The sequence below is a fragment of the Stenotrophomonas sp. YJH_SMC_37 genome (genome assembly GCF_059370035.1).
Genome location: NZ_JCAFTG010000001.1, coordinates 37,590 through 62,045, shown reverse-complemented (window position 1 = coordinate 62,045; position 24,456 = coordinate 37,590). Strand labels below are relative to the sequence as shown.

Annotated in this window: 25 protein-coding genes and 1 other RNA gene; 13 read left to right on the top strand and 13 right to left on the bottom strand. The window is 66.4% G+C overall.

Annotated features, from left to right (window positions below; all coding sequences use genetic code 11):
* Positions 1-30: 30 nt before the first annotated feature.
* From AC5P8J_RS00290 to AC5P8J_RS00280, 3 genes are all read left to right on the top strand, one after another.
* Positions 31-3,201 carry an efflux RND transporter permease subunit gene (locus tag AC5P8J_RS00290; RefSeq protein ID WP_099494590.1) on the top strand — a complete coding sequence of 1,057 codons (3,171 nt, stop codon included), beginning with the start codon at positions 31-33 and terminating at the stop codon, positions 3,199-3,201.
* Between the two features lie 64 nt (positions 3,202-3,265).
* Positions 3,266-4,003, top strand: a complete 738-nt coding sequence (locus AC5P8J_RS00285) for an SDR family oxidoreductase (RefSeq protein ID WP_021203972.1) — start codon at positions 3,266-3,268, stop codon at positions 4,001-4,003.
* Positions 3,997-5,418, top strand: coding sequence for an efflux transporter outer membrane subunit (locus tag AC5P8J_RS00280; RefSeq protein ID WP_019661226.1), 1,422 nt, complete (start codon positions 3,997-3,999; stop codon positions 5,416-5,418). The genes AC5P8J_RS00285 and AC5P8J_RS00280 overlap by 7 nt, the downstream gene beginning before the upstream one ends.
* 41 nt (positions 5,419-5,459) lie before the next feature.
* Here AC5P8J_RS00280 and AC5P8J_RS00275 read toward each other — a convergent pair whose 3' ends face one another.
* Positions 5,460-5,837, bottom strand: coding sequence for a VOC family protein (locus AC5P8J_RS00275; protein ID WP_111104702.1), 378 nt, complete (start codon positions 5,835-5,837; stop codon positions 5,460-5,462).
* A 140-nt stretch (positions 5,838-5,977) separates the two neighbouring features.
* Between AC5P8J_RS00275 and AC5P8J_RS00270 the strand changes: the two genes are divergently transcribed.
* On the top strand, positions 5,978-6,241 hold the full coding sequence (locus AC5P8J_RS00270) for a hypothetical protein (RefSeq protein ID WP_134735423.1): 264 nt from the start codon (positions 5,978-5,980) through the stop codon (positions 6,239-6,241).
* A gap of 19 nt (positions 6,242-6,260) precedes the next feature.
* Here the strand turns inward: AC5P8J_RS00270 and AC5P8J_RS00265 are convergent, their stop codons facing one another.
* The 6 genes from AC5P8J_RS00265 to AC5P8J_RS00240 all read right to left on the bottom strand — a co-directional run bounded on the left by AC5P8J_RS00265 (position 6,261) and on the right by AC5P8J_RS00240 (position 11,544).
* On the bottom strand, positions 6,261-7,115 hold the full coding sequence (locus AC5P8J_RS00265) for an endonuclease/exonuclease/phosphatase family protein (RefSeq protein ID WP_043399271.1): 855 nt from the start codon (positions 7,113-7,115) through the stop codon (positions 6,261-6,263).
* 138 nt (positions 7,116-7,253) lie between these two features.
* Positions 7,254-7,481: a hypothetical protein gene (locus tag AC5P8J_RS00260; RefSeq protein WP_227200225.1), complete on the bottom strand. Its 228-nt coding sequence runs from the start codon at positions 7,479-7,481 to the stop codon at positions 7,254-7,256.
* A gap of 59 nt (positions 7,482-7,540) precedes the next feature.
* The gene (locus tag AC5P8J_RS00255) at positions 7,541-7,777 is read right to left on the bottom strand and encodes a hypothetical protein (protein ID WP_021203968.1); all 237 of its coding nucleotides are present in this window, start codon (positions 7,775-7,777) and stop codon (positions 7,541-7,543) included.
* 87 nt (positions 7,778-7,864) lie between these two features.
* The gene (locus AC5P8J_RS00250; protein ID WP_483017204.1) at positions 7,865-8,569 is read right to left on the bottom strand and encodes a PA1136 family autoinducer-binding transcriptional regulator; all 705 of its coding nucleotides are present in this window, start codon (positions 8,567-8,569) and stop codon (positions 7,865-7,867) included.
* Positions 8,570-8,574: 5 nt separating this feature from the next.
* Positions 8,575-9,447 carry a glyoxalase III HchA gene (gene hchA, locus AC5P8J_RS00245; protein WP_111099302.1) on the bottom strand — a complete coding sequence of 291 codons (873 nt, stop codon included), beginning with the start codon at positions 9,445-9,447 and terminating at the stop codon, positions 8,575-8,577.
* 84 nt (positions 9,448-9,531) lie between these two features.
* Positions 9,532-11,544 (bottom strand): esterase/lipase family protein, encoded by a 2,013-nt coding sequence (locus AC5P8J_RS00240; protein ID WP_495216574.1) that lies wholly within the window; start codon positions 11,542-11,544, stop codon positions 9,532-9,534.
* A gap of 145 nt (positions 11,545-11,689) precedes the next feature.
* Here AC5P8J_RS00240 and AC5P8J_RS00235 point away from each other — a divergent pair, with 145 nt between their 5' ends.
* Positions 11,690-12,151 carry a methyltransferase family protein gene (locus AC5P8J_RS00235; RefSeq protein WP_495216591.1) on the top strand — a complete coding sequence of 154 codons (462 nt, stop codon included), beginning with the start codon at positions 11,690-11,692 and terminating at the stop codon, positions 12,149-12,151.
* Positions 12,152-12,165: 14 nt separating this feature from the next.
* On the opposite strand, the gene AC5P8J_RS00230 is transcribed toward AC5P8J_RS00235, so the two are convergent.
* Together AC5P8J_RS00230 and ssrA are read right to left on the bottom strand one after the other, a co-directional pair.
* Positions 12,166-12,648, bottom strand: coding sequence for a hypothetical protein (locus AC5P8J_RS00230; protein WP_134730627.1), 483 nt, complete (start codon positions 12,646-12,648; stop codon positions 12,166-12,168).
* Between the two features lie 153 nt (positions 12,649-12,801).
* Positions 12,802-13,155, bottom strand: a transfer-messenger RNA (tmRNA) gene (gene ssrA / locus AC5P8J_RS00225).
* Positions 13,156-13,374: 219 nt separating this feature from the next.
* Between ssrA and AC5P8J_RS00220 the strand changes: the two genes are divergently transcribed.
* Positions 13,375-13,947: a hypothetical protein gene (locus AC5P8J_RS00220; protein ID WP_495216573.1), complete on the top strand. Its 573-nt coding sequence runs from the start codon at positions 13,375-13,377 to the stop codon at positions 13,945-13,947.
* A gap of 233 nt (positions 13,948-14,180) precedes the next feature.
* Here the strand turns inward: AC5P8J_RS00220 and smpB are convergent, their stop codons facing one another.
* Positions 14,181-14,684, bottom strand: coding sequence for an SsrA-binding protein SmpB (gene smpB, locus AC5P8J_RS00215; RefSeq protein ID WP_111099305.1), 504 nt, complete (start codon positions 14,682-14,684; stop codon positions 14,181-14,183).
* Between the two features lie 57 nt (positions 14,685-14,741).
* Here smpB and AC5P8J_RS00210 point away from each other — a divergent pair, with 57 nt between their 5' ends.
* Positions 14,742-15,167, top strand: a complete 426-nt coding sequence (locus tag AC5P8J_RS00210) for a type II toxin-antitoxin system RatA family toxin (protein WP_171952124.1) — start codon at positions 14,742-14,744, stop codon at positions 15,165-15,167.
* 3 nt (positions 15,168-15,170) lie between these two features.
* Complete coding sequence (locus AC5P8J_RS00205) at positions 15,171-15,428, top strand: RnfH family protein (RefSeq protein WP_019661240.1); 258 nt, start codon at positions 15,171-15,173, stop codon at positions 15,426-15,428.
* 36 nt (positions 15,429-15,464) lie between these two features.
* Here AC5P8J_RS00205 and AC5P8J_RS00200 read toward each other — a convergent pair whose 3' ends face one another.
* Complete coding sequence (locus tag AC5P8J_RS00200) at positions 15,465-15,857, bottom strand: outer membrane protein assembly factor BamE (RefSeq protein ID WP_005409234.1); 393 nt, start codon at positions 15,855-15,857, stop codon at positions 15,465-15,467.
* Positions 15,858-15,960: 103 nt separating this feature from the next.
* Here AC5P8J_RS00200 and fur point away from each other — a divergent pair, with 103 nt between their 5' ends.
* Positions 15,961-16,377 (top strand): ferric iron uptake transcriptional regulator, encoded by a 417-nt coding sequence (fur, locus tag AC5P8J_RS00195; protein WP_014646807.1) that lies wholly within the window; start codon positions 15,961-15,963, stop codon positions 16,375-16,377.
* Positions 16,378-16,435: 58 nt separating this feature from the next.
* Here fur and AC5P8J_RS00190 read toward each other — a convergent pair whose 3' ends face one another.
* A complete protein-coding gene (locus AC5P8J_RS00190) occupies positions 16,436-17,680 on the bottom strand; it encodes an SGNH/GDSL hydrolase family protein (protein ID WP_495216572.1) in 1,245 nt (414 codons plus the stop codon).
* A 98-nt stretch (positions 17,681-17,778) separates the two neighbouring features.
* On the opposite strand from AC5P8J_RS00190, the gene AC5P8J_RS00185 reads away from it, so the two are divergent.
* Positions 17,779-18,696, top strand: coding sequence for a LysR family transcriptional regulator (locus AC5P8J_RS00185; RefSeq protein WP_021202444.1), 918 nt, complete (start codon positions 17,779-17,781; stop codon positions 18,694-18,696).
* 107 nt (positions 18,697-18,803) lie between these two features.
* On the opposite strand, the gene recN is transcribed toward AC5P8J_RS00185, so the two are convergent.
* Complete coding sequence (gene recN, locus AC5P8J_RS00180) at positions 18,804-20,465, bottom strand: DNA repair protein RecN (RefSeq protein ID WP_495216571.1); 1,662 nt, start codon at positions 20,463-20,465, stop codon at positions 18,804-18,806.
* 115 nt (positions 20,466-20,580) lie between these two features.
* Here recN and hrcA point away from each other — a divergent pair, with 115 nt between their 5' ends.
* The 3 genes from hrcA to dnaK all read left to right on the top strand — a co-directional run bounded on the left by hrcA (position 20,581) and on the right by dnaK (position 24,328).
* Complete coding sequence (gene hrcA / locus AC5P8J_RS00175; RefSeq protein WP_019661243.1) at positions 20,581-21,645, top strand: heat-inducible transcriptional repressor HrcA; 1,065 nt, start codon at positions 20,581-20,583, stop codon at positions 21,643-21,645.
* Between the two features lie 63 nt (positions 21,646-21,708).
* Positions 21,709-22,224: a nucleotide exchange factor GrpE gene (gene grpE, locus AC5P8J_RS00170; protein WP_019661244.1), complete on the top strand. Its 516-nt coding sequence runs from the start codon at positions 21,709-21,711 to the stop codon at positions 22,222-22,224.
* A gap of 181 nt (positions 22,225-22,405) precedes the next feature.
* A complete protein-coding gene (gene dnaK, locus AC5P8J_RS00165; RefSeq protein WP_021202053.1) occupies positions 22,406-24,328 on the top strand; it encodes a molecular chaperone DnaK in 1,923 nt (640 codons plus the stop codon).
* Positions 24,329-24,456: the final 128 nt, after the last annotated feature.

Sequence of the window (24,456 nt, the reverse complement as noted above, 5' to 3'; positions counted from 1 at the left end):
CCGCCGAATGCCTTTCCCAGGAATTCCTCCATGGACTTTTCCCGCTTCTTCATCGACAGGCCGATCTTCGCGGCGGTGCTGTCGATCGTGATCTTCGCCGCAGGCCTGATCACGATTCCAATCCTGCCGATCAGCGAGTACCCCGAAGTGGTGCCGCCGTCGGTGGTCGTGCGCACGGTCTATCCGGGCGCCAACCCCAAGGTCATTGCCGAGACCGTTGCTACCCCGCTCGAAGAGGCGATCAACGGCGTCGAAGGCATGATGTACCTGAAGTCGGTTGCCGGCTCGGACGGCGTGCTGCAGATGACCGTCACCTTCCGCCCGGGCACCGACCCGGACGCGGCGGCGGTGAAGGTGCAGAACCGCGTGGCGCAGGCACAGGCACGCCTGCCCGAGGACGTGCGCCGGCAGGGCGTGACCACGCAGAAGCAGTCGCCCACCTTCCTGATGGTGGTGCACCTGACCTCGCCGCAAGGCAAGTACGACACTCTGTACCTGCGCAACTACGCGCGCCTGCACGTCAAGGATGCGCTGGCGCGTATTCCGGGCGTGGGTGACGCGCAGATCTTCGGTGGCGGCGACTACGCCATGCGTGCCTGGCTGGACCCGGACAAGGTGGCTTCGCGCGGCCTGACCGCCAGCGACGTGGTGCGCGCCATGCGCGAGCAGAACGTGCAGGTGTCGGCCGGCCAGCTCGGCGCCGAACCGCTGCCGGACAGCAAGTTCCTGACCCTCATCAATGCCCAGGGCCGGCTGAAGACCGAAAAGGAATTCGGTGACATCGTGCTCAAGAGCGGCACGGATGGCGAGATCGTGCGCCTGTCCGACGTGGCCCGCCTGGAACTGGGCGCGGGCGACTACACCCTGCGCTCGCAGCTGGACGGCAAGAACGCGGTGGGTATCGGCATCTTCCAGTCGCCGGGTGCCAACGCGCTGGAAATCCGCGACCAGGTCATCTCGACGATGGACGAGATGCAGAAGACCATGCCTGCCGATGTGAAGTACGAAGCGGTGTATGACACCACCATCTTCGTGCGCGACTCGATCAAGGCCGTGGTCTCCACGCTGCTGGAAGCGATCGCCCTGGTGGTGCTGGTGGTGATCCTGTTCCTGCAGACCTGGCGTGCGTCGATCATTCCGTTGATCGCGGTGCCGGTGTCGGTGGTGGGTACCTTTGCCGCGCTGTACCTGCTGGGCTTCTCGATCAACACGCTGAGCCTGTTCGGCCTGGTGCTGGCGATCGGCATCGTGGTCGATGATGCGATCGTGGTGGTGGAGAACGTCGAGCGCAACATCGAGGAAGGCCTGTCGCCCACTGCGGCGGCACACCAGGCCATGCGCGAAGTGTCCGGCCCGATCGTGGCGATCGCGCTGGTGCTGTGCGCCGTGTTCGTGCCGATGGCGTTCCTGTCCGGTGTCACCGGCCAGTTCTACAAGCAGTTCGCCGTCACCATCGCGATCTCCACGGTGATCTCGGCGATCAACTCGCTGACCCTGTCGCCGGCCCTGGCCGCGCGCCTGCTGAAGGCCCATGGTGCGCCGAAGGACGGCCCGAGCCGCCTGATCGACCGCCTGTTCGGCTGGGTGTTCCGTCCGTTCAACCGCTTCTTCAAGTCCAGCTCGGAGAAGTACGAACGTGGCGTGGCCCGCATCCTCGGCCGTCGTGGTGCGGTGTTCGTGGTCTACGCGATCCTGCTGGTCGGTACCGGCGTGATCTTCAAGCTGGTGCCGCCGGGCTTCATCCCGACCCAGGACAAGCTGTACCTGATTGCGGGCGTGAAGCTGCCGGAAGGTTCGTCGATCGCACGCACCGATGAAATGCTGCGCAAGGTGGCCAAGATCGCCCAGGAAACCGATGGCGTGGCCCACACCATCTCGTTCCCGGGTTTGAATGCACTGCAGTTCACCAACACGCCCAACACCGGTGTGGCGTTCATTCCGCTCAAGCCGTTCGCCGAGCGCCATGGCCGCACTGCCGCGCAGATCAACGCCGAGATCAACCAGAAGATCGCTGGCCTGCAGGAGGGCTTCGCGTTCGCGATGATGCCGCCGCCGATCCTCGGCCTGGGTAACGGCAACGGCTACCAGATGTTCATCGAGGACCGCGGCAACCTGGGCTACGGCGCACTGCAGAATGCCGTGCAGGCGATGCAGGGCACCGTTGCGCAGACCCCGGGCATGGCCTTCCCGATTTCCAGCTACCAGGCCAATGTGCCGCAGCTGGATGCCGAGGTGGACCGCGTCAAGGCCAAGGCACAGGGCGTGCAGCTCACTGAGTTGTTCGACACGTTGCAGACCTACCTGGGTTCGGCCTACGTCAACGACTTCAACCAGTTCGGCCGTACCTGGCAGGTGATCGCCCAGGCCGACGGTCCGTTCCGCGAGACGGTCGAGGACATCGGCAAGCTGCGCACCCGCAACGATCGTGGCGAGATGGTGCCGATCGGTTCGATGGTCACCATCAAGCAGACCTTCGGCCCGGATCCGGTGCTGCGCTTCAATGGCTACCCGGCAGCGGACCTGGCCGGCGAGGCCGACCCGCGCCTGCTGTCCTCGGCCGAGGCGATGACCAAGCTGACCGAGATCGCCGGCAAGGTACTACCGGTCGGCATGACCACCGAATGGACCGACCTGAGCTACCAGCAGGCAACCCAGGGCAAGGCCGCCTTCATCGTGTTCCCGGTGGCGATCATGCTGGCCTTCCTGGTGCTGGCCGCGCTGTACGAGAGCTGGTCGCTGCCGCTGGCGGTGATCCTGATCGTGCCCATGACCCTGCTGTCGGCGCTGTTCGGCGTGTGGCTGACTGGTGGTGACAACAACGTGTTCGTGCAGGTCGGCCTGGTGGTGCTGATGGGCCTGGCGTGCAAGAACGCAATCCTGATCGTCGAATTCGCCAGAGAGCTGGAGATGGGCGGCAAGGGCATCGTTGAAGCCGCGCTGGAAGCCTGCCGCCTGCGTCTGCGCCCGATCGTGATGACCTCCATCGCGTTCATCGCCGGCACCGTGCCGCTGGTGCTGTCGCACGGCGCAGGCGCCGAGGTGCGCTCGGTGACCGGTATCACCGTGTTCGCCGGCATGCTGGGCGTGACCCTGTTCGGCCTGTTCCTCACCCCGGTGTTCTACGTGGCACTGCGCAAGCTGGTTACCCGCAACGGTGGCGGCCAGCTGGTGCAGCATGGCGAACCGACCATCCATCACTGACATGGAACCCCGCCGCCGCCGGCTACCGGCCGGCGGCGGCTTTTCCCTCACGAGGCATGAATCCATGAACACCCATCAGAACAAGATCGCGCTGGTCACTGGCGCTACCCGTGGCATCGGCCTGGAAACCGTGCGCCAGCTGGCCCAGGCGGGCGTGCACACGCTGCTGGCCGGTCGCAAGCGCGAAACGGCGGTGGAGCTGGCCCTGAAGCTGCAGGCCGAGGGCCTGCCGGTGGAAGCCCTGCAGCTGGACGTGACCGACGCGGCCAGCATCGCCGAGGCAGTCGAGCAGGTGCGCCAGCGCCATGGCCGCCTCGACATCCTGGTCAACAATGCCGGCATCATGATCGAGAATCCCGCGCAGGCGCCGTCGGAGCAATCGCTCGAGACCTGGAAGCGCACCTTCGACACCAACGTCTATGCGCTGGTGGCAGTCACCCAGGCCTTCCTGCCGCTGATCAGGCAGGCCAAGTCCGGGCGCATCGTCAATGTGTCCAGCATGCTCGGTTCGCAGACCCTGCATGCCGACCCGACCTCGGGCATCTACGATTTCAAGATCCCGGCCTATAACGCGTCCAAGGCCGCAGTGAACAGCTGGACCCTGAGCCTGGCCTATGAGCTGCGCAACACGCCGATCAAGGTCAATACCGTGCATCCGGGTTACGTAAAGACCGACATGAACGGCGGCAATGGCGAGATCGAAATCAGCGAAGGCGCGCGTTCCAGCGTGGAAATGGCGCTGATCGGTGAGTCCGGTGCCAGCGGCAGCTTCACCTACCTGGGCGAGGTGCTGCCATGGTGATCCGCACGTTGGCGATGGCCGTCTCCAGCCTGGTGCTGGCAGGCTGTGTCAGCGTCGGCCCGAACTACAAGGCCCCGGTACAGGAGCCGGTGGTGCTGAAGAGCGCGCAGCAGCCGGTCTTCAGTTCCGTCTCGCCGGTGGCCAGCTGGTGGGCGCAGTTCGACGATCCGGTGCTGGAAGAGCTGGTGCACGGAGCACTGTCGGACAACCTGGACCTGCGCGTGGCCGTGGCCCGCGTCAGCCAGGCCCGTGCTGTGTTCGTCGAAAGCCGTTTCGACCAGGCCCCGCACATCACCGCAGGCGGCAGTTACGACCGCCGCAAGCAACCCGATCCGCAGCTGGGTGGGCAGCGGGTGTTCAGTGAAAGCTACCAGCTCGGCTTCGACGCCGGCTGGGAACTGGATCTGTTCGGCCGCAAGCGCCGTGCTGCAGAAGCCGCGCGCGCTGACCTGGACGCCGAGCAGGCCAACCTGGCCGACGCGCAGGTGCTGGTTGCCGCTGAAGTGGCGCGCAACTACTTCGAACTGCGTGGCACCCAGAAGCGCATCGCAGTGGCCCAGCACACGTTGGAGAACCTGCGCGATACGCAGAAGCTGACCGAAGCACGCTGGGAACTTGGGGCCGGCAGCGAACTGGACGTGCAGAGCAGCCGCGCCCGCCTGAAGGCGATCGAGGCCGATATCCCGCTGCTGGAAGTAGCCGAGACGCAGTCGCGCAACCGGCTGGCCGTGCTGCTGGGCCAGCGCCCGGAAGTGCTGACGGCGATGCTGGCGCCGCAGGAAGTCCCGGCGTTCGCCAAGGCCTTGCCGCTGGGTGATACCCGCGAACTGCTGCGCCAGCGTGCAGACGTGCGTATGGCCGAGCGTCGCCTGGCTGCCGCGACCGCACGCGTGGGCGTGGCCACAGCGGACCTGTTCCCGCGGTTGTCGCTGTCAGGCTTCGTCGGCTTCCTCGGCGGCGATGCCAGTGGCCTGGTCAATGGCAGCAACAAGGCCTGGTCGCTGACGCCCTCGCTGAGCTGGGCCGCGTTCGACTTCGGCACCGTGCGTGCGCGCCTGCGTGCCAGCAAGGCTGAAGCCGAAGGCGTGGCCGCGCAGTACGAACAGGCGGTACTGCTCGCCCTGGAGGACACCGAGAACGCGCTGACCCGCTATTCCAAGCAGCAGGCACGGTTGGCAATCGTGGTGGAGCAGGCGCAGGCGGCTCGGCGTGCCGAATCGCTGGCGCAGATCCGCTATCGCGAGGGATCGGAGGACTTCCTGACCCTGCTGGACGCGCAGCGGACCCAGCTGGCAGCCGATGATGCGCTGGCGGCGGCCGAGGCCGACGTCAACGTCAGCGTGGTGGGTGTGTACAAGGCGCTGGGTGGTTGGGGTCAATCACCGCAGCCGCCAAGCGTGGCGCAGGCGCAGTAACCGCAGGGGACGGAAGCAGGGACTTCCGTCCCCTTGTTCTTTCAGGGCCAGTGGTTGGCCGGTACCTCACGCTCGCGCATGCGCACGATGCAGAAGCGATGGCCGGTTGGTGCTTCCATCACCCACCAGCGCTTGACGAAGCCTATCCGTCGCGCGCCGAGCTTCTCCAGGCGGTCGGCTTCGGCATCGATGTCGTCGCTCTCGATGTCCAGATGCACCCGTGACGGGTGATCGACGCGCTGGACTTCAACGTCCAGGCCCGCCGGAGCACCGAGCAGGTCGGCGTACTCGGCGGCGTCTTCGGCACGGGCGGGCTGCGCCTGCAGGCCAAGCGCGGCGGCCCAGAAGCGGGCGCCTTCGTCGGCGGGAATGCCCTCGCAATCGATGATGAAACCGGCCAGGCGACTCTGGTGTGCCATGCCTTTCTCCACAGTTCGGGAACAGGGGCAGGGTAGCGCGGCGTCTGCTGTGGACGTTGTCACAGTCGTGACGTTTCTGACTCTGCCGGAAGCCGTGTCCGCCGTGTAACTAGTGGGGCAGATTCCAGGGAGTACACATGATGAGCGATGACAGGCGGGATACCCAGCGCATGCTGTTTGGCGACCCGGGGCCACCCGGTGCGGGCCTTTCGGTGGCGGTCGTTGTGCTGCTGGTGCTGGCGACGATGGCCGCTGCGATCGGTTTCCTGCGACTGCCCGATCCGATGCTGGGGCTCGGGCTGATCGGTGTCGCCGTGTTCCTTGCCGTCGGCGCCCGCATCTGCCAGGCGCGCAACCAGCACCAGGCGTTGTACCGGCTGTTGTCGCGGCTGCCGCCGCCGTAGCCACGGCTGCCGCGGGAATTCAGGGCTTCGGCCAGTCCAGCTCGACCACCAGCGGGAAATGATCCGACGGCAGCACGCCGTCGATGCGACGATCATCGGTAAGGAAGCTGCGCGCACGGAAGCCACGCACCAGCACCCAGTCCAGCTGCACGGTGGCCTTGCCGGTGAAGTCGTGGAAGGTCGGGCGCGGACCCTGCGGTGTTTTCACCTGGGTACGGGTGTCCTGCAGCAGGCGGGTGAACGCCCTGTAGGTGTCACCGCCGGGCTCGCTGTTGAAGTCACCGGTCAACACCACCGGCAGGTCGTCCGGCATGGCCTGCAGGCGCTTGCCGATGAGCTCGGCACCCTTCACCCGGCGCGGTTCGTCCTCGTCGCGGTAGGGCAGGTGGGTATTGAGGAAGTAGAAGCGACGGCCATCGTCCAGGCGGCGGAACAGGGCCCAGGTGACCATACGCGGGTACAGGTTGCCCCAGCTGATGCTGCCAGGGACGTCCGGCGTATCCGAAAGCCAGAAGTTGCCGGATTCCTCGATGGCCAGCACCTTGCTGTCGTAGAACACGCCCATGTGCTCATCGCCGCTGCCACCGCGGCGGCCTTCACCGAACCAGCGGTAGCCGGGCAGGTGCCCTGACAGGTAGTCGGCCTGTTCCTTCACCAGTTCCTGGGTGCCGATCACTGCCGGGTGCGCGTCGAGGATCACCTTGACCATCGCATCACGGCGGTCGGGCCAGCGCTTGCCCGGCTCGGTGTCAGCCGGGGTACGGACGTTGAATGACATCACCTTCAACGGCGCCGGCGTGACGGCCCAGGCAACGGCAGGCAGAGCAAGCGCCAGCAGCGCACTCAGCGCCGGGCGACGGAAACGCGACAACATCGTGGAATCCCTCCATCCCATGAAAACGGTTTCATGGAGCATGCCATGGAAGGCGGGGGCAGTGGTATGCCGGGACGGGCGACTTGGAGACGCCGGGCGGGCGCTGGACGCTCCGCCCGGCAGATGCCCCTTGCCCGATCAGGGGTCGTAGATCATCCCGTTCTCGTCGCGGTTGTAGTGGTCGCTGGCCACGCGGGTGCCGTCGTCATGGACCACGTACAGCGTGCAACGCTGGTGGAACACGTTGCCGCTGATGCGGAAGGGCACGCACTCCTCCTGCAGGCCGACCTCTTCGGCTGCATTCGCCGGCGGCGAGGGCACCAGGGCCGCAAGTGCAACTACTGCAGCGAAAGAAAAAGCGGTCATTCGATTGTGCAGCGTCATTGATCACACTCCTTGTAGCCGTAGTCGGTGTCCGATGCAGATCAGTCTGCCGGGAGGTACCACTGACCGTTCTCGTCTATCCAGTACACCGACGTGAAAACGGTGCCGTCTGCCAGAGTGCGGGTGACGGTGCAGCGCTGATGCACGAGGTTGGGCCCAAGTCTTACGGGCACGCAATCGGTCGTCGATCCGGGGGACCCGGCCGCGTGGCCAGTCGCCGGTATCCCACTACCCAATGCCAACATCAATGCGGCCATCGCGGCCAGTTGCAGTTTCATAAGCATCATCCTTGCTTTCTGCAATCGCGCACATGCGCATGGCGTGTGTAACACGCGAACCAGAGCTCCGGAAGTGCCTCGCCGCGATCAGTCTTCGATCTCGCCGCGACGGCTGGCGGCACGCACTGCCTGCGCGGTGGTCGCCACACCCAGCCGTTGCCGCGCGTGGCGCAGGTGGTTCTCCACCGTGCGCGTGGAAAGCCCAAGCGTGGCCGCGATCTCAGCTTGCCGGCGCCCGGCGGCGACCCAGCGCAGCACTTCGCGCTCGCGGTTGCTCAGTGCGCTTCCCGAACGCTCGGCAGGTGATTCGGCCAGACGGCGCGCGGCCCGGAATGCTGCGGTTGCAGCAGCTTCCAGCCGCAGGCGCGCGTTGGCCGACGCGTCGATTGACGTACCGGCAACGCTGACCGCGCCTTCCAGGCCGGTGATGCCGAACACCGGCACCTGCAGCCCATGCAGGCCTTCGCCGCGAGGCTGCTTCACCACCTGGTAGCGCTCGCCGCGAACGCCCAGGCGCTTGCTCCAGAAGAACGGCGCGTTGCTGTCCAGCACGTGGCGATTGACGGGGCAGGCGTGGAGGTAGCGCGCAAGGTCGGTATCGCTGCCATCGCCGAACCAGCCGCCCTCGATCCAGTACACGCGTTGCGTACCCCGCTCCAGCCCGGTGCCGGTGGCAAACACCAGCACGCGGTCGAAGCCGAGCGGTGCCGCGATGCCTCGCAGGACTGCACCCACCGCGCTCAGCGAATTGGCGCGTTCCAGCTCCAGCAGCGCCTGCACCAGCTCGGTCATCCGGCTCAGCGCCCGGCCAAGGCGTCGAGCAGGGCGCGTGCAGCCAGTTTGCCCAGCGCATTGCCAGCCAACGGGCTGTCGCCGGTCAGCAGCAGGCGGTCCTGCAGCACGCTGCCATCGATGCCGTCATTGACGATCTGCACGCCCCGCTGTGCCAGGCGCTCACCGAAGAACCACGGCAACTGTCCAGGCATGTAGCCGATCTCCGGCGTCTGCCGGTCCATCGCATCGGGGAAGGCGCAGATGCGGTAGCCGCGGAACAGCGAACCGCCATCGGCCTCGTCCACGCCCGCAGCCAGCAGTGCGGCCGGACCGTGGCAAAGGGTGATGATGTGGCGTTGCTGGGACATCGCCCAATGCAGGACGGACTTCACCGCGCGGCTCTGCGGCAGTCCTATCAGGGCGCCATGGCCACCGGGGATGAACACTGCAGCATAGTCCGAATCCGCATCGAGCCCGGCAACCACCTCGTCCAGTGGCAGCGGCTGGCGGAAGCACGAGGCATAACGCTCGTACAGCCCGCCGATTTCCTTGTCCTCGTTCGGAAATGCCCACCATTCGAACTTGGCGGGGTTGCCCGACAGCGTGGCTACATCGATGCCGAAGCCGGCCTTGTCGAGGTGGTACATCGGCAGCAGGGTCTCCACCGGATGGTTGCCGGTGGAGAACAGGTGGCCATTGGCAGTTGGCAGATAGCGTTCGTCGGCAGCGATCATCAGCACTTTCCAGCGGCCATCGCGGCGCGCATCCGGGTAGTCGGCACCGGAAAGGTTGCTCTTGGGCGATGTGAACTGTGACAGCGAGTAGGGCGACGGGAAGAAGGCATCGCGCTCGGCCGGGTCGGGACTGGGCTGGCGGCTGGGCTCTTGCGTGTTCATGCAGATCTCCTGCGGGAAATGTGAGGCCAGCATAGGAGGGTGGGTGCGCACGCGCGATGAGGGATTTCCCTCAGCTGCCCACGGCTAATTGGCCTGGTTTCCGTGTTGCTGCATGTCCTCATGCAGGATCCGCCGCAGTTCGACGATGGCCGGCGTGGCTTCCTGCACGCTGTGCCCGGAGACGATCACCTTCTCCGAGTCCGCATGCGGCAGGTGCGAGCTCCAGTAGGGCACCAGCCCGTCGCTGGTCTTTCCTAGTGGACCATCGGCCTTTGCCCGCGCGATGATCGAGTGGTAGTGCACCTTCGGCGACATCGGCAGGTCTGCCACGGCGCGGACGAAGGGATCGTCCTTGTCCAGATTCTGGATGCTGTTCATCTGGTAGCCGTGCTTGCCGTCGGAGCGGTCGATCTGGCCGTCGTTGGCGATGGTGGCAACGTCTTCCAGCACGGTCAGCGGCAACCGCACCAGGCGACCGATCCAGCGGCCCAGGCGGGTGCCCGCCACATCGGTGCCGCGGTGTGGCGTGGCGATGAACACCACCCGCGACACTGCCGGTTCCGGCAGGAAGGTCAGCACCGGTGCGCCCTTGGTGCGCAGCAGTTCACGCTGTGCCGGCGTCATCTGCGCGGTTGCCAGCAGGGTATCGACCAGATGATCGCCGGAAGAGGAAACCATCAACCGCGCGATCACCCCACCCATGCTGTGCCCGACCAGGACCATGTCATGCGAAGCCTGCGCCTTGCCGCTGGGGTCGAAATGCTTGAACACCTCATCCAGCGTGTGGCGCATCGCATCGTGGCTCATCGCGATGGGCATGTTGGTGGGGTAGTAGAACTGCCAGACCTGGAAGTCCTGGCGGATCTCGTCGTCGCGCAGCAGTTCGTTGGCCACGTTGACCCAGGCTTCCGGACTGCTGGCCAGGCCATGGATCATCAGCAGTACGCGACGGTTGGGATCGTAGGGCTGCATCATGTACAGATGCGGCGTGTCGATGCCGCCCTTGCCCCCGAACAGCGAGCGCAGCGACTGCCGGCTGAAATTGGAACGGGCCAGCCACAACGCATAGCCGGCGGTGAAGTTGGCCGCCAATGGCACGTGCTGGCCGTGCAGGGTTACTTCCGAAACCTGGTAGGGATCGTGAATCTCCAGCTCCGGCTCGTCATCGTGCAGCACTTCCCACAGGTTCTTTCCCGAGAAGCGCAGCAGCACCGTCATCGATGGCGAAGGCATCTCGCTCCAGCTCTGCGTGGCGGAAGGGCTTGCCTGCACCGCTGCCGGCGTAGTGCTGGGCGTGGTTGCGGCCGGGTCATCCATCACGGCCACCAGTTCGGCACCGAAGCCATCGCGGCGGCGCACGCTGCGCAGCGTGCCGGTGAACGACAGCGAGGCGGCGGGTACCAGTTCGGTCGGTGTACGCTCGTCCAACGCCGATGCTTCCCCTGGAGGGGCCAGCACGAACGTCCAGCGGCCCAGCTGGAGATGGTTGGCATCGTTGTGCACGCGCCCGGTGGCGTAGGCGTCGTACAGCTGCACCGACGCCTCCTGCACGGCCAGGTTGTAATAGTCGCGCACCTGGGTCTGGCGGTCTTCGAAGCCGCGCTGGTTGGCGGTGCGCTCGGTGAAGAACAGGTAGGCGTAGGCCTGGCGCGCGACCTGCATCCATGCGTCCAGGCGCGGCTGGAAGTCGGCATCCAACTCGTTGATTGCGGTCTTGGCGCGACCCGAGGCGGAGTACTCGCGCTTCGGCGCCGGCAGGGTCATCGCATACTGCAGCCACAGCTCGGCCAGGCTGGAGCGCTTGTTCTCCTCGCGCACGACGATGCTGGCTTCCATCGCTTCGATGCAGGGCAGGCCGGTCTTGGCGCAGACACCTTCATCAAGGCCGGCCACGCGCAGCGTCTCCGTGGTCGCCGCACTGAGCTTGCCGGAGGTGAGGATGTCACCGCGCTTGAGCGCGATGTACTGGCCGGGCGTGACCGAGGCGACCTGCACCGAAGGCCCGAACTGCCGCAGCGTCGCGCAACCTCCCAGGCTGAGCAGCGCGGTGATGATGAGGGTCGTGCGGCCGATCAAGCCCAAGCCCGTGGTAGCCATGCGATCCTCCTGCGCGGAGGCGCCACTCTAGCGGTCGGTCTGTCAAAGTGGAATCCACTGGCCGGATTGGGCCTGGCCGATGCGTCCGCCGTGCGATCCGGGCATTCCCGTGTGACACTGTGGTGGAACGTGCTTGGTGATCGTGATGACCTGGCTGGAAACACGTGTTCCCCCGCCCGTGGTGATGCTGCTGTGTGCAGCTGTCGGCTATGCAGCGTGCAGGCTGTGGCCGGGTTCTGCCTTTCGGGCACCGGTGCCGGCGCTACTGGCGGGTCTGACGATGGCGCTCGGTGTGGTGCTCAACCTGCTGCCCAAGGTCTCCTTCCGGCGAGCAGGCACCACCGTCAATCCTCTGCGACCTTCGGCCTCGAGCGTGCTGGTTACCAGCGGGGTCTACCGCCGCACACGGAATCCGATGTATCTGGGCCAGGCGCTGGTTCTGCTGGGAGCCATGGTGTACCTGCAGCATCCGATCGCGCTGATCGTGGTCCCGCTGTTCCTGGCGTACATCATGCGGTTGCAGATCCTGCCGGAGGAGCGGGCACTGATGGCGCGCTTTCCCGCGGCGTACGCGCAGTACCGTCGTCGCGTGCCGCGCTGGCTGTAGCGTTGGCTACGCCATCAGCGGCTGATCTGGCATTTCACTGCGGCCGAATAGCCCTCGTAATCGTCGCCCCCGATCACGTGCAGGGTATGGCGCTTGTCGATGCGCTTCGCGTACGACGGTTCTTCGGTATTGGCGTGCTCGTTGACTTCGGTCACCGACCAGGCCTTGGCCAGGCGCTTGGCATCGACACCGTTCAAGTACACGAAGAGGCTCCTCTCGCCTTCGGCCACGTTCACATCGGCACTGGTGACCGTGCCGCCAAACAGCGCGACCGGCTTGTCCTCCGGTTCGAATGTACCGCCCGGCTTCTTGGCCAGGCCGGCTGCCTGCAGCGCATCGATGGCTTCGGCCTCGCTGAAGTTGGAGCCAGGTCTGCAGGACAGCAGGGCTTCCAACGTTGCGGTGCCTGGCGGCGCGATGGTGGGTGTGGAGGCGTGCGTGGCTGGGGCTGCGGCCAGGGCGGTGAGGAGCAGGGACATCGCGAGGGGGGCTTTCATGGCAGATCCTTCTGGCGATCGCGGGGTGAGGGGCTGTTGGAGGTGTCATCCCGATTATGCGCCACTCATCCTCCGCGACGTGCAGGCACAAAAAAGCCGGAACCCCGGTTGACGGGAGATCCGGCTTCTTGCGGCCTCGACAGGCCATACAGATGGTGGAGGTGGGCGGAATTGAACCGCCGTCCGAAGGCACTCCATCCCCAGCACTACATGCTTAGCTCACCGTTGGATCTCGTCCCCGAACAGCACGGTGCGCAAAGCGCATCCGGGAACCAGCCTGTTGTGTTCTAGTGCCGGGCTGACAGGCAGCCGCCCAGCGCGATTCCATGATAGTGACTCTACACCGCGAGCATGGACACAAGCGGTTTCGAGGCTTAGGCCTTAAGCGGCCAGAGCGTAGTTGTCGTCGTTGGCAACTAGAGTTTTGCAGCTGGATTTACGAGGAAAGCTACCCCCTCGGCATGCGCCAGGCGACTTCACAACCCCCGTCGAAACCAATGCACCCCCGGTTTCTACAGTGCTGCAATGTACAGGGCCAATGCCGTGTTGCCACGAGCGGGGCCTGCCCAACGCTGCCAATGCTACGCCAAAACAGCTGAACAGTCACCGTGGCAATCCACAACAAGTTGTAGAGCCTCCGTCATAGCGGATTGGTAACGTCATGGGCACGAATTTGCGACACACTGGCGACGACCATCCAAGCCAGGACAGACAGGGAGACTGTGGGTGACCGAGGCAAGCCAACAACGCAGCCTGCGACAGCTGGTTGGACCCGTCGGGGCCGACTACCAGCGGCGCGCGTTGCCGCCCGGCTGGGTCTGGGCGGTGCTGGCGGTGCTGCTGGCGGCCACCTGGCCGACCGAGCTGCCGGCGACGGCGGCAGCCGCGCTGGTCTCCAGTGCGGTGGTGGTGCACTGGCCGCAGCGTGGGCGCTTGCATTGGCTGGGCTGGCGGCTGCCGGCGCTGGCGGTGCTCGCCGCGCTGCTGTGGGGCCCGGATGTACTGTCACAGTGGTTCGAACATGGCCTGGCCCTGACCTTGATGTCGCTGGCCAGCCTCAGCATTGGCGTGCATGTGTGGGAGTCGCGGCAAGTTGCGCGACAGTTGCAGGCTTCCGCCGATGCGCTGGACGACGCCCAGTTGCTGGCCCTGCTGCCCGTCGACGCCGCGCGGCTGGCGCAGCAGTGGCGCGCCGGTGATGATCGCCACGCTCCGGAACTTTCGGTGGTGATGCACCTGGCGGTGATGCATGCGGCGCTGGCGCCGAGGATGCGCAGGCAGGGCGTTCTGGCCAGCTGAGCCGCATCGTGTTGTAGAGCCGAACCTATGCTCGGCTGCTTCACGGCAGTCGAGCACAGCTCGGCTCTACAGAAAGCCAAAGCAGCCGAGCGTGGCTCGGCTCTACAGAAAGCCAAAGCAGCCGAGCGTGGCTCGGCTCTACAGAAAGCCAAAGCAGCCGAGCGTGGCTCGGCTCTACAGAAAGCCAAAGCAGCCGAGCATGGCTCGGCTCTACAGGGTGCTGCGCAGCCGCCTTACGCGTCGCGGTTGCCGCGACGCATCACGCGTTGTTTCTCGATCGCCCAGTCGCGGTCCTTGGCGGCATCGCGCTTGTCGTGGTTCTGCTTGCCCTTGGCCAGTGCGATCTCAAGCTTGATCTTGTTCTTGCTCCAGTACATCGCGGTAGGCACGATCGTGTAGCCGTCGCGCTCGACCTTGCCGATCAGCTTGTCGATCTCGTTCCGGTGCAGCAGCAGCTTGCGCTCGCGCCGGTCATTGGCCACCACGTGGGTGGAGGCCTGGATCAACGGGGTGATCTGTGCGCCGATCAGGTAGATCTCGCCGCGCTTCACATAGGCGTAGGCGTCGATGATGTTGCCGCGGCCTGCGCGGATCGACTTGACCTCCCAGCCCTGCAGGGCGAGGCCGGCCTCGAAGCGCTCTTCGATGTGGTATTCGTGGCGGGCACGCTTGTTCAACGCGATGGTTTTGTTGGCCGTCGCGCTCTTTGCTTTATCCTTGCCGCTGTTCTTGCTCATTTCCGTATTGTCTCCGATTCGGGCCCGCCCGGTCGATTGCCGAAACGTCCTGCATTCATGCCTACTATCCGCCGCAGCGCCCTGGTCGAACATTCGGCTGCGCGCATGTTCGACCTGGTCAACGATGTCCAGGCCTATCCGCGCCGTTTCCGCTGGTGTTCGGCCGCCCAGATCCTGGAGCAGGGCGAGGACCGCCTGGTGGCACGCCTGGACCTGGGCCTGGGTTCGTTCAGCACCTGGTTCCAGACCGAAAACACCCTGCGGCGACCGCACAGCATCGATATGCAGCTGCGCGATGGCCCGTTCAAGCAGCTGCACGGCCGCTGGGAATTCCATGCGCTGGCCGAGGACGCCTGCAAGGTCACCCTCACCCTGGAGTTCGAGCCCAGCTCGCGCCTGCTCGGTCCGGCGCTGGCGATCGGCTTCCAGGGCCTGGCCGATCGGATGGTCAACGATTTCGTCCGCGTCGCCGACGAGGACTGAGCGGTGATCGAGGTCGAAGTGGTACTGGCTTGGCCGCAGCAGGTGCTGTCGCGCCGACTGAAACTGGAGGAGGGTGCCACCGTGGCCGATGCCATTGCCGCCGCCGCGCTGGAAGGCAGTGCCGATTGTCCGGCCGCTGCCGTGCACGGCGTCCTGGCGCGTCCGCAGCAGGTGCTGCTGGATGGCGACCGCGTCGAGCTGTTGCGCCCGCTGCTGGCCGATCCCAAGGACAACCGCCGGCGTCGCGCGCTCGGCGGTTGATCCCGGCAACCCGTCCCTGCGGACGGGGCTGGGCGCTTAACGGCCCTTCTTCTTCTTGTCCTTGGGCAGGTTGCGGCCGAACTGGCGCACGGTCTGCTGGGCCAGGGCCTTGTCGTTGCCCGGGAAGTAATCGCCCTCCCAGCGGGTCACGGTGTCATTCTCGAAGAACACCACGAAGTTCTTCACTTCGGTACGGCCCAGGCGGTTCACGCGCTGGCTGGACGTGTAGTCCCAGCGCTGGGCGTGGAACGGGTCGGGAATGGACGGGGTGCCCAGCAGCGCGGTGACCTGCTGCTTGCTCTGCCCGACCTGCAGCTTGGCCACGGCATCTTCCCGGATCAGGTTGCCCTGATAGATGGGTTGCTTGTAGATGATGCCGCACCCGGTGGTGGACAGGGCGACGGCGGCGACCAACAGGAGATTGCGCATCGGGACTGGCGGTTGGGGAAATCAAACCGATGATACACTCCCGGCGTGCCACCGCGACCCAATCCGAGGCAGCTGGCGCTAAATCGCCAATGAACGGAGACCTATGGAAACCCACGACCTGCGTAAAGTCGGCCTGAAGGTGACCCATCCGCGGATGCGGATCCTGGCGCTGCTCGAGCAGCGCAATGCCCAGCACCACCAGCATCACATGACCGCCGAGGACATCTACCGCCAGCTGCTCGAGCATGGCGACGAGATCGGCCTGGCGACCGTCTACCGGGTGCTGACCCAGTTCGAGGCTGCCGGCCTCGTGCTCAAGCACAATTTCGAGGGCGGCCAGGCCGTTTACGAACTGGACCGTGGTGGCCACCACGACCACATGGTCGACGTGGACAGCGGCAAGATCATCGAGTTCGAGAGCCATGAGATCGAGGAGCTGCAGCGCAAGATCGCGGCCGACCATGGCTACGAGCTGGAAGAGCACTCGCTGGTGCTGTACGTGCGCAAGAAGCGGAAGTAGGCCGTTCAGGCCCGCTGGATGCGACGAAACCCCGGGCCTGCCCGGGGTTTTTCGTTGCTTACGGTAGATTCCCGCCACGCCTGGATGATCCCATCAGGAGGTCCAGGTCCACCGCCTCGGCCATCGCCCGGTTCCCTGCATCACCCGGATGCAGGTGATCGCCGGAGTCGTAGGCGGCGGCCATCCGTAACGGCTCGGCCGGGTCGCGCAGCGCCGCGTCCAGGTCGATCACCGCGTCGAACGGGCTGTCCGTACGCAGCCAGGCATTGAGTTGCCGCCGCAGGGCGTCCTTGTCCGGGTGGTAGTAGTCGTCCAGCGGCGTGCCGGGCAGGGCACCAGCGAACGGTGGCAGGGTGGCGCCGATTATCCGCACACCACGCCTGCGGGCCTGTTCTGCCAGGGTGCGATAGCCCGCCTGCAGTTCGGCCAGCGTTGGCCTGGCCTGGCCCCGGGCGAACGCCGTGCCGGGCCAGCTGATGTCGTTGATGCCGATCAGCACGATGACGCTCGCCACGCCGGGTTGATCCAGTGCATCGCGCTGGAAACGGGCCAGGGCGGACTCACCCATGCCGTCGCTCAGCAGCCGATTGCCGGAAATGCCCGCATTGACCACCGCCACCCCGCGCGGGGCGAGGCGCGCGGCCAGATGGTCGGTCCAGCGCTGGTCCTGGTCGAGGCTGGCCGTGGCGCCATCGGTGATCGAGTCGCCGATCACCACCACGCTGCGCGCGCTGGCGTTGGCCTCGACCTCGATACCGGCCAGGAGCAGGCGCGCGGTGGTGCTGCTGGCAGCGCGCAGCGCCTGGGCCCGGCTCTGGTCGCCAGCGGCGATCCAGCTGGACTGGCGACCGTCCCAATGGAACGTCTGGACCGCCGCCGGCCCCGGCACGAAGACACTGACCTGCAGCGCCTGCCGGTCATCCGTGGCAAGCGCCAGCGGATCGCTCAGCCGTTCCTGGCCGGGGCCGATCACCACGCTGGGCTGGCCGTCGAAGCTGAGCGGGTGAGGCGCGCCGCCCATGCGTGCGGAGATGCTGGCCGCTCCGATCCGCAACGGCTGGGTACCGTAGGCATTGCTCAGCCGCACCCGCAGCCGCGCCCCGCCCAGGCTGATGCGCGCGGTCTGGCGGAAAGTCTTGTCATGCAGCGCGGCCGGAACCAGGGTTGGGAAGAGGAAATCCGCGCCCCAGACCGGTTGCGGGCTGGCCTGCCAGCTGGCGACCCAGTGCGGGGCCGTGGCCGCGCTGGCAGCGCCGGACAGGGCAATCAATGCGGCGGCGGTGAACTGGCTCAAGCGGTTCATCGGGCAATCCCGGGAAGGAGGAATTGCCATGGTGATTCTCCGGCCATCTGTGAACTAGACTGCGCATGGATAATCATCTGTGAACTGGATTCATCGTCATGGCGCGACCCGACATCAACCGATCCGGCGAGCTGGAAGTGTTCGTGCGGGTCATCGAGACCGGCGGCTTCTCCGCCGCCGCGCGCACGCTCGACATGACGCCGTCTGCGGTGAGCAAGCTCGTGGCACGATTGGAGCAGCGGCTGGGCACGCGACTGCTGCAGCGATCCACCCGCCAGCTGCAGCTGACCCCGGAAGGCTGCGCGTTCTACGAGCGGGGCCTGCGGGTGCTGGCCGATCTGGAAGAAGCAGAGCGCTGCGCCAGTGCCCATGCCGAACCGCGTGGACGCCTGCGGGTCAACTCCAACGTGCCGTTCGGCCAGCATTTCCTGTTGCCGCTGCTGCCGGCGTTCCTGGCGCGCAACCCGCAGGTGGGGGTGGACCTGACCCTCAATGATGAAGTGATCGACCTTCTGGAGCAGCGCACCGACGTTGCGGTAAGGGCTGGTCCGCTGAAGAGCTCCAGCCTGGTGGCGCGACGGCTGGGCGCGACGCGGATGATGATCGTGGCCGCGCCGGCGTACCTGCAGCGGCACGGGATGCCGCGCAACGCCGACGAACTGCAGTCGCACAACCGGCTGGACATCGGCCACGCGCGTGCGATGCAGGGCTGGCCGCTGCTGCAGGAGGGGCGAGAGCGGATGGTGCTGCCCAGCGGCAACGCCCGTGCCAGCAACGGCGATGCACTGCGCCAGCTGGTGCTGGGTGGTCTGGGCATGGCCCGCCTGGCCGCGTTCCAGGTGCAGGACGACGTCGCCGCCGGGCGCCTGCTGCCGGTGCTGGAAGAGGCCAATCCGGGTGACCTGGAAGAAGTACACGCCGTGTTCCTGGGGCAGGGCGGTTACCTGCCGCTGCGGGTACGCGCGTTCCTCGATTTCCTGGTGGAGAACGTGGATCTGGAGCGGCCGTTGGGGTGATATGCGCCGCGCCGGTGCGCGTAGCCGAGCGTGGGCTCGGCTCTACATGTCGGTTTCGTTTTTTTTTTGGGGGGGGGGGCGGCTGTAGAGCCGAGCCTATGCTCGGCTCAATGTGCCAGCAGCTTGCGCGCAGCGGCGCGCGCTTCCTTGCTCACTTCCACGCCACCCAGCATGCGCGCCAGCTCTTCTTCGCGCGCCTTGCTGTCCAGCTTTTCCACGGCGCTCTGGGTCATGCCTTCCACCGGCGCCTTGCTGACCCGGTAATGGGCATGGCCCTTGGAGGCGACCTGCGGCAGATGGGTCACGCACAGCACCTGGCGCTTCTCGCCCAGAGCGCGCAGCTTCTGGCCGACGATGTCGGCCACCGCGCCGCCGATGCCTGAATCCACTTCGTCGAACACCATCGTCGGCACCGCGTCCAGATCCAGCGCGGCCACTTCAATGGCCAGCGAGATGCGTGACAGTTCACCGCCCGAGGCCACCTTGCGCAGGGCGCGCGGCGGCTGGCCGGCGTTGGCGGCGACCAGGAACTCCACGCGTTCGGCGCCCTGCGGGTCGGGCTTGCCGGCGTCCTGGGGTTCCAGCTCGATCAGGAACTGGCCGCCGCCCATGCCCAGCTCGGCGATGATGCCGGTGGTGGTGGCCGACAGTTCGGCGGCGGCGCTGCGGCGGCTGGCGGTCAGCACTTCAGCCTGCACGCGCCAGGCGGCGGCGGCCTTGTCGATCTCGCCGGCCAGGCGCTGCAGGCGCTCGTCGGCGCCGCGCAGTTGCTCCACTTCGGCATGCATGCGCTCGCGTTGCGCGCCCAGCTCGTCCATCGGCACGCGGTGCTTGCGGGCCAGGTCGTGCAGGCGGCCGAGGCGGCGCTCGTTCTCCTCGAACTGTTCCGGGTCGGCATCCAGATCGTCGTGCACGCGGTCAAGCAGCGACAGGGCTTCGTGCAGCTGGATCGAGGCATTCTCGATCAGGCCGTCCACCTCGCCCAGCCGTGGGTCGTGTTCGATCAGGCGCGACAGCTCGTGGCGCACCTGCTGCAACAGGTCCAGCGCGGAGCTGCCGTCGTCACCGTTGAGCTGGTTGCTGGCCGCCTGGCAGGCACTCAGCAGGGCGCTGGCGTGGGCCTGGCGACGGTGGCTGGCGCCGAGTGCCGCGATCGATTCCGGCTCAAGGTCTTCCCGGTCCAGTTCGCGCAGCTGGTGCTCGAGGAAGCCGATCCGGTCACTGACGTCGCCCTGTTGCGACAGCGCCAGCGATTCATCGACCAGTGCCTGCCAGGCCGCGGCGGCGCGCCGTACCTGGCGGCGTTCGTTCTCGTTGCCGGCATAGGCATCCAGCAGCGCCAGCTGCGACGGGCGCGTCAGCAGGGCCTGCTGTTCGTGCTGGCCGTGGATCTCCACCAGCAACGAGGCCAGGTCGCCCAGCTGGGCCAGGGTCACCGGGCGGCCGTTGATCCAGGCCCGGGAACCGCCGTCGGCGCGGATCACGCGGCGCAGCTGGCATTGGTCCTCGTCGTCCAGCTCGTTGTCGGCCAGCCACTGGCGGGCGGCCTGCAGCTGCTCCAGCGCGAATTCGGCGGAAAGCTCGGCGCGGGCGGCGCCATGGCGGACCACGCCGCTGTCGGCGCGCAGGCCGGACAGGAAGCCCAGCGCGTCGACCATCAGCGACTTGCCGGCGCCGGTCTCGCCTGAAACCACGGTCATGCCTGGCCCGAACTCCAGTTCGGTAGCGCGGACGACGGCGAAATCCTTGATCGAAAGATGTCTGAGCATGGGTAAGGGGGTATCAGCAGCCGCGCAACGCTAGCACGCGGGCGCGGGAGGTCCAATGACTTGCCAAGGTGATGCGCCGCCATTATCTAGTGTCCGTGTCTCACAGGTTGATTCCATGCACGGTTCTCCCGACCAGCTTGCCCCGCGTGCGCGCCATCTGCTGCGCACGCTGATCGCGCGTTATATCCAGGACGGTGAGCCGGTGGGCTCGCAGACGCTGGCACGCGTGGCCGGGCTGGAGGTCAGCCCGGCCACCATCCGCAACATCCTCGGCGACCTGGAGGACCTGGGCCTGCTGGCCTCGCCGCATACCTCGGCCGGGCGGGTACCGACCGCGCACGGCTACCGGGTATTCGTCGACAGCCTGCTGCAGATGCAGCCGCCGGGCGAGGGCGAGCTGGCCCGGCTGCGCCAGGAGCTGGCCGGCGGTGGCAGCACCCAGGCCCTGCTCGGCAGCGCTTCGGAACTGTTGTCGGCGATGAGCCACTTCGTCGGCGTGGTCAGCGCCCCGCGGCGGGAGCAGTTCGCCTTCCGCCAGATCGATTTCGTGGCGCTGGACGGACGGCGGGTGCTGGCGATCCTGGTGTTCGCCGACAACGAGGTACAGAACCGGGTCATTGAGACCCGCCAGGAGTTTGCGCCGGGGCAGCTGGAGCAGGTCGCCAACTACCTCAATGCGCATTTCGCCGGCCTGCCGCTGGCCGAGATCCGCACCCGCCTGCTGCTGGAACTGCGCGATGCCCGGTCCGAACTGGAACAGCTGCTGGCGCACAGCATCGAACTGGCCGAACAGGCCCTGCAGCCGCCGGCCGACGACATGCTGGTGGCCGGCCAGACCCGGCTGATGGGGGTGCAGGACCTGTCTGACCTGGAGCGCCTGCGCGAACTGTTCGAGCTGTTCTCCAGCAAGCGCGAGATCCTGCAGCTGCTGGAGCGGACCATCCAGGCGCCGGGCGTGCGCATCTTCATCGGCGAGGAGACCGGGATGATGCCGCTGCAGGGCGTCTCGCTGGTCACCGCCCCGTACACCGCCAACGGCCAGGTGCTGGGCGTGCTGGGCGTGATCGGTCCCAAGCGGATGGCCTACGACCGCGTGATCCCGCTGGTCCAGGCCACGGCCGATGTGCTCGGCGCGGCCTTTTCACCGGCCTCGCGCACGCCGGGAACATCCGACGCTTGAAACGCAGCATCCCGCCCACACTAGGGTGGTTGGAGGCGGAGTTTGACCGCCAGGGACCCAGACATGAACCACGAACAGCCAGATATCGAATCCCAGCAGAGTGCCGCCGATGCGGCCGCCACCGCCGGCGTCAACGACGAAGTCGAGCGCCTGCGCGCCGAAATCGAACAGGTCAAGGCCGATGCCCTGCGTGAGCGCGCCGACCTGGAGAACCAGCGCAAGCGCGTTGCCCGTGACATCGAACAGGCCCGCAAGTTCGCCAACGAGAAGCTGCTGGGCGATCTGCTCCCCGTGTTCGACAGCCTGGACGCCGGCCTGAAGGCCGCCGGCGACGACCCGCACCCGCTGCGCGAAGGCCTGGAGCTGACCTACAAGCAGCTGCTCAAGGTCGCTGCCGACAACGGCTTGGTCCTGCTGGACCCGATCGGCCAGCCGTTCAACCCGGAACACCACCAGGCGATCAGCCAGGCCCCGACCCCGGGCGCCGCCCCGGGCAGCGTGGTGACCGTGTTCCAGAAGGGCTACCTGCTCAACGAGCGCCTGCTGCGGCCGGCGCTGGTGGTGGTGGCCGCCGAGTGATCCCGCGGGGCCGGGCGGCGGACAGCCACCGCCACCCGACCCGACGCTGAACGCGCCGGATGACCGGAAACACAGCGTTCGGAGGATGGCTTGAATGTTCCACGAGCCTCCCCCACATCGTATTCATCCACCGGCCGAACGGCCGGACTGACCCCAACAAGCATCCTCAGGAGTCTCCCCCATGGGCAAGATCATTGGTATCGACCTCGGCACCACCAACTCGTGCGTGGCGATCATGGACGGCGGCAAGGCCCGCGTCATCGAGAATTCGGAAGGCGATCGCACCACCCCGTCGATCGTCGCCTACACCAAGGACGGCGAAGTCCTGGTCGGTGCCTCGGCCAAGCGCCAGGCCGTGACCAACCCGAAGAACACCTTCTACGCGGTGAAGCGCCTGATCGGCCGCAAGTTCACCGATGGCGAGGTGCAGAAGGACATCGCCCACGTCCCGTACAGCATCCTGGCCCATGACAATGGCGACGCCTGGGTGGCCACCAGCGACGGCAAGAAGATGGCGCCGCAGGAAATCTCGGCCAAGGTGCTGGAAAAGATGAAGAAGACCGCCGAGGACTTCCTCGGTGAGAAGGTCACCGAAGCGGTCATCACCGTGCCGGCCTACTTCAACGACAGCCAGCGCCAGGCGACCAAGGACGCCGGCCGCATCGCCGGCCTGGACGTCAAGCGCATCATCAACGAGCCGACCGCGGCCGCGCTGGCCTATGGCCTGGACAAGGGCGACAACAAGGATCGCAAGATCGTGGTGTACGACCTGGGCGGCGGCACCTTCGACGTCTCGGTGATCGAGATCGCCAACGTCGACGGTGAAAAGCAGTTCGAAGTGCTGGCCACCAACGGCGACACCTTCCTGGGCGGCGAAGACTTCGACAACCGCGTCATCGAGTACCTGGTTGAAGAGTTCAACAAGGACCAGGGCATCGACCTGCGCAAGGATCCGCTGGCCCTGCAGCGCCTGAAGGACGCTGCCGAGCGCGCCAAGATCGAGCTGTCCAGCGCCCAGCAGACTGAAGTGAATCTGCCGTACGTCACTGCCGACGCGTCGGGTCCGAAGCACCTGAACATCAAGCTGACCCGCGCCAAGCTGGAAGCGCTGGTGGATGACCTGATCAGGAAGTCGATCGAGCCGTGCCGCGTCGCCCTGAACGATGCCGGCCTGCGTTCGAGCGACATCAGCGAAGTGATCCTGGTCGGCGGCCAGACCCGCATGCCGAAGGTGCAGCAGGCCGTGACCGAGTTCTTCGGCAAGGAACCGCGCAAGGACGTCAACCCGGACGAAGCCGTGGCACTGGGTGCGGCGATCCAGGGCGGCGTGCTGGGCGGCGACGTCAAGGACGTGCTGCTGCTGGACGTGACCCCGCTGTCGCTGGGCATCGAGACCATGGGTGGCGTGTTCACCAAGATCATCGAGAAGAACACCACCATCCCGACCAAGGCCTCGCAGGTGTTCTCCACCGCCGAGGACAACCAGTCGGCCGTGACCGTGCACGTGCTGCAGGGTGAGCGCGAACAGGCCCGCTTCAACAAGTCGCTGGCCAAGTTCGACCTGTCCGGCATCGAGCCGGCCCCGCGCGGTCTGCCGCAGGTGGAAGTGTCCTTCGACATCGACGCCAACGGCATCCTGCATGTGTCGGCCAAGGACAAGAAGACCAACAAGGAACAGAAGGTCGAGATCAAGGCCGGTTCGGGCCTGTCCGAGGAGGAGATCGCGCGCATGGTCGCCGACGCGGAAGCCAACCGCGAAGAAGACAAGAAGTTCCAGGAACTGGTGCAGGCCCGCAACCAGGCCGACGCCCTGATCCACGGCACCCGCAGCGCGATCACCGAGCACGGCAGCAAGGTCGGCGGCGATGTCATCGGCAAGGTCGAGGCAGCGCTGGCTGACCTGGAAACCGCGATGAAGGGCGACGACAAGGCACAGATCGAAGCCAAGTCGAAGGCACTGGAAGAAGCTGGCCAGTCGCTGTTCGCCGCTGCTTCGGCCGACCAGGGCGGTGCCCCGGGTGCCGACGCCGGCAATGCCGGCAAGGCGCAGGACGACGTGGTCGACGCTGAGTTCACCGAAGTCAAGGACGACAAGAAGTCCTGATCCGGACCGACGCGGGACGCTGGCCACCAGCGTCCCGTTGTCGCATCAGGGTCCTGACCGCCCACCGGCGTGTCGGGGCGCCCGACGCAAGAGCGGACCTGGTTCCGCTCTTCCGCTTTGACGAATCC

Bases quoted from the DNA above. Each gene is read 5' to 3' on its own strand.
- AC5P8J_RS00265 (WP_043399271.1), bottom strand. From the start codon at position 7,115: ATGTTGTCGCGTTTCCGTCGCCCGGCGCTGAGTGCGCTGCTGGCGCTT.
- AC5P8J_RS00290 (WP_099494590.1), top strand. From the start codon at position 31: ATGGACTTTTCCCGCTTCTTCATCGACAGGCCGATCTTCGCGGCGGTG.
- AC5P8J_RS00190 (WP_495216572.1), bottom strand. From the start codon at position 17,680: ATGAACCGCTTGAGCCAGTTCACCGCCGCCGCATTGATTGCCCTGTCC.
- hrcA (WP_019661243.1), top strand. From the start codon at position 20,581: ATGCACGGTTCTCCCGACCAGCTTGCCCCGCGTGCGCGCCATCTGCTG.
- smpB (WP_111099305.1), bottom strand. From the start codon at position 14,684: ATGAGCAAGAACAGCGGCAAGGATAAAGCAAAGAGCGCGACGGCCAAC.
- AC5P8J_RS00280 (WP_019661226.1), top strand. From the start codon at position 3,997: ATGGTGATCCGCACGTTGGCGATGGCCGTCTCCAGCCTGGTGCTGGCA.
- AC5P8J_RS00230 (WP_134730627.1), bottom strand. From the start codon at position 12,648: ATGAAAGCCCCCCTCGCGATGTCCCTGCTCCTCACCGCCCTGGCCGCA.
- AC5P8J_RS00235 (WP_495216591.1), top strand. From the start codon at position 11,690: ATGACCTGGCTGGAAACACGTGTTCCCCCGCCCGTGGTGATGCTGCTG.
- AC5P8J_RS00260 (WP_227200225.1), bottom strand. From the start codon at position 7,481: ATGACCGCTTTTTCTTTCGCTGCAGTAGTTGCACTTGCGGCCCTGGTG.
- AC5P8J_RS00185 (WP_021202444.1), top strand. From the start codon at position 17,779: ATGGCGCGACCCGACATCAACCGATCCGGCGAGCTGGAAGTGTTCGTG.
- fur (WP_014646807.1), top strand. From the start codon at position 15,961: ATGGAAACCCACGACCTGCGTAAAGTCGGCCTGAAGGTGACCCATCCG.
- AC5P8J_RS00270 (WP_134735423.1), top strand. From the start codon at position 5,978: ATGAGCGATGACAGGCGGGATACCCAGCGCATGCTGTTTGGCGACCCG.
- AC5P8J_RS00285 (WP_021203972.1), top strand. From the start codon at position 3,266: ATGAACACCCATCAGAACAAGATCGCGCTGGTCACTGGCGCTACCCGT.
- AC5P8J_RS00275 (WP_111104702.1), bottom strand. From the start codon at position 5,837: ATGGCACACCAGAGTCGCCTGGCCGGTTTCATCATCGATTGCGAGGGC.
- AC5P8J_RS00210 (WP_171952124.1), top strand. From the start codon at position 14,742: ATGCCTACTATCCGCCGCAGCGCCCTGGTCGAACATTCGGCTGCGCGC.
- grpE (WP_019661244.1), top strand. From the start codon at position 21,709: ATGAACCACGAACAGCCAGATATCGAATCCCAGCAGAGTGCCGCCGAT.
- dnaK (WP_021202053.1), top strand. From the start codon at position 22,406: ATGGGCAAGATCATTGGTATCGACCTCGGCACCACCAACTCGTGCGTG.
- AC5P8J_RS00200 (WP_005409234.1), bottom strand. From the start codon at position 15,857: ATGCGCAATCTCCTGTTGGTCGCCGCCGTCGCCCTGTCCACCACCGGG.
- recN (WP_495216571.1), bottom strand. From the start codon at position 20,465: ATGCTCAGACATCTTTCGATCAAGGATTTCGCCGTCGTCCGCGCTACC.
- AC5P8J_RS00255 (WP_021203968.1), bottom strand. From the start codon at position 7,777: ATGAAACTGCAACTGGCCGCGATGGCCGCATTGATGTTGGCATTGGGT.
- AC5P8J_RS00240 (WP_495216574.1), bottom strand. From the start codon at position 11,544: ATGGCTACCACGGGCTTGGGCTTGATCGGCCGCACGACCCTCATCATC.
- AC5P8J_RS00250 (WP_483017204.1), bottom strand. From the start codon at position 8,569: ATGACCGAGCTGGTGCAGGCGCTGCTGGAGCTGGAACGCGCCAATTCG.
- hchA (WP_111099302.1), bottom strand. From the start codon at position 9,447: ATGAACACGCAAGAGCCCAGCCGCCAGCCCAGTCCCGACCCGGCCGAG.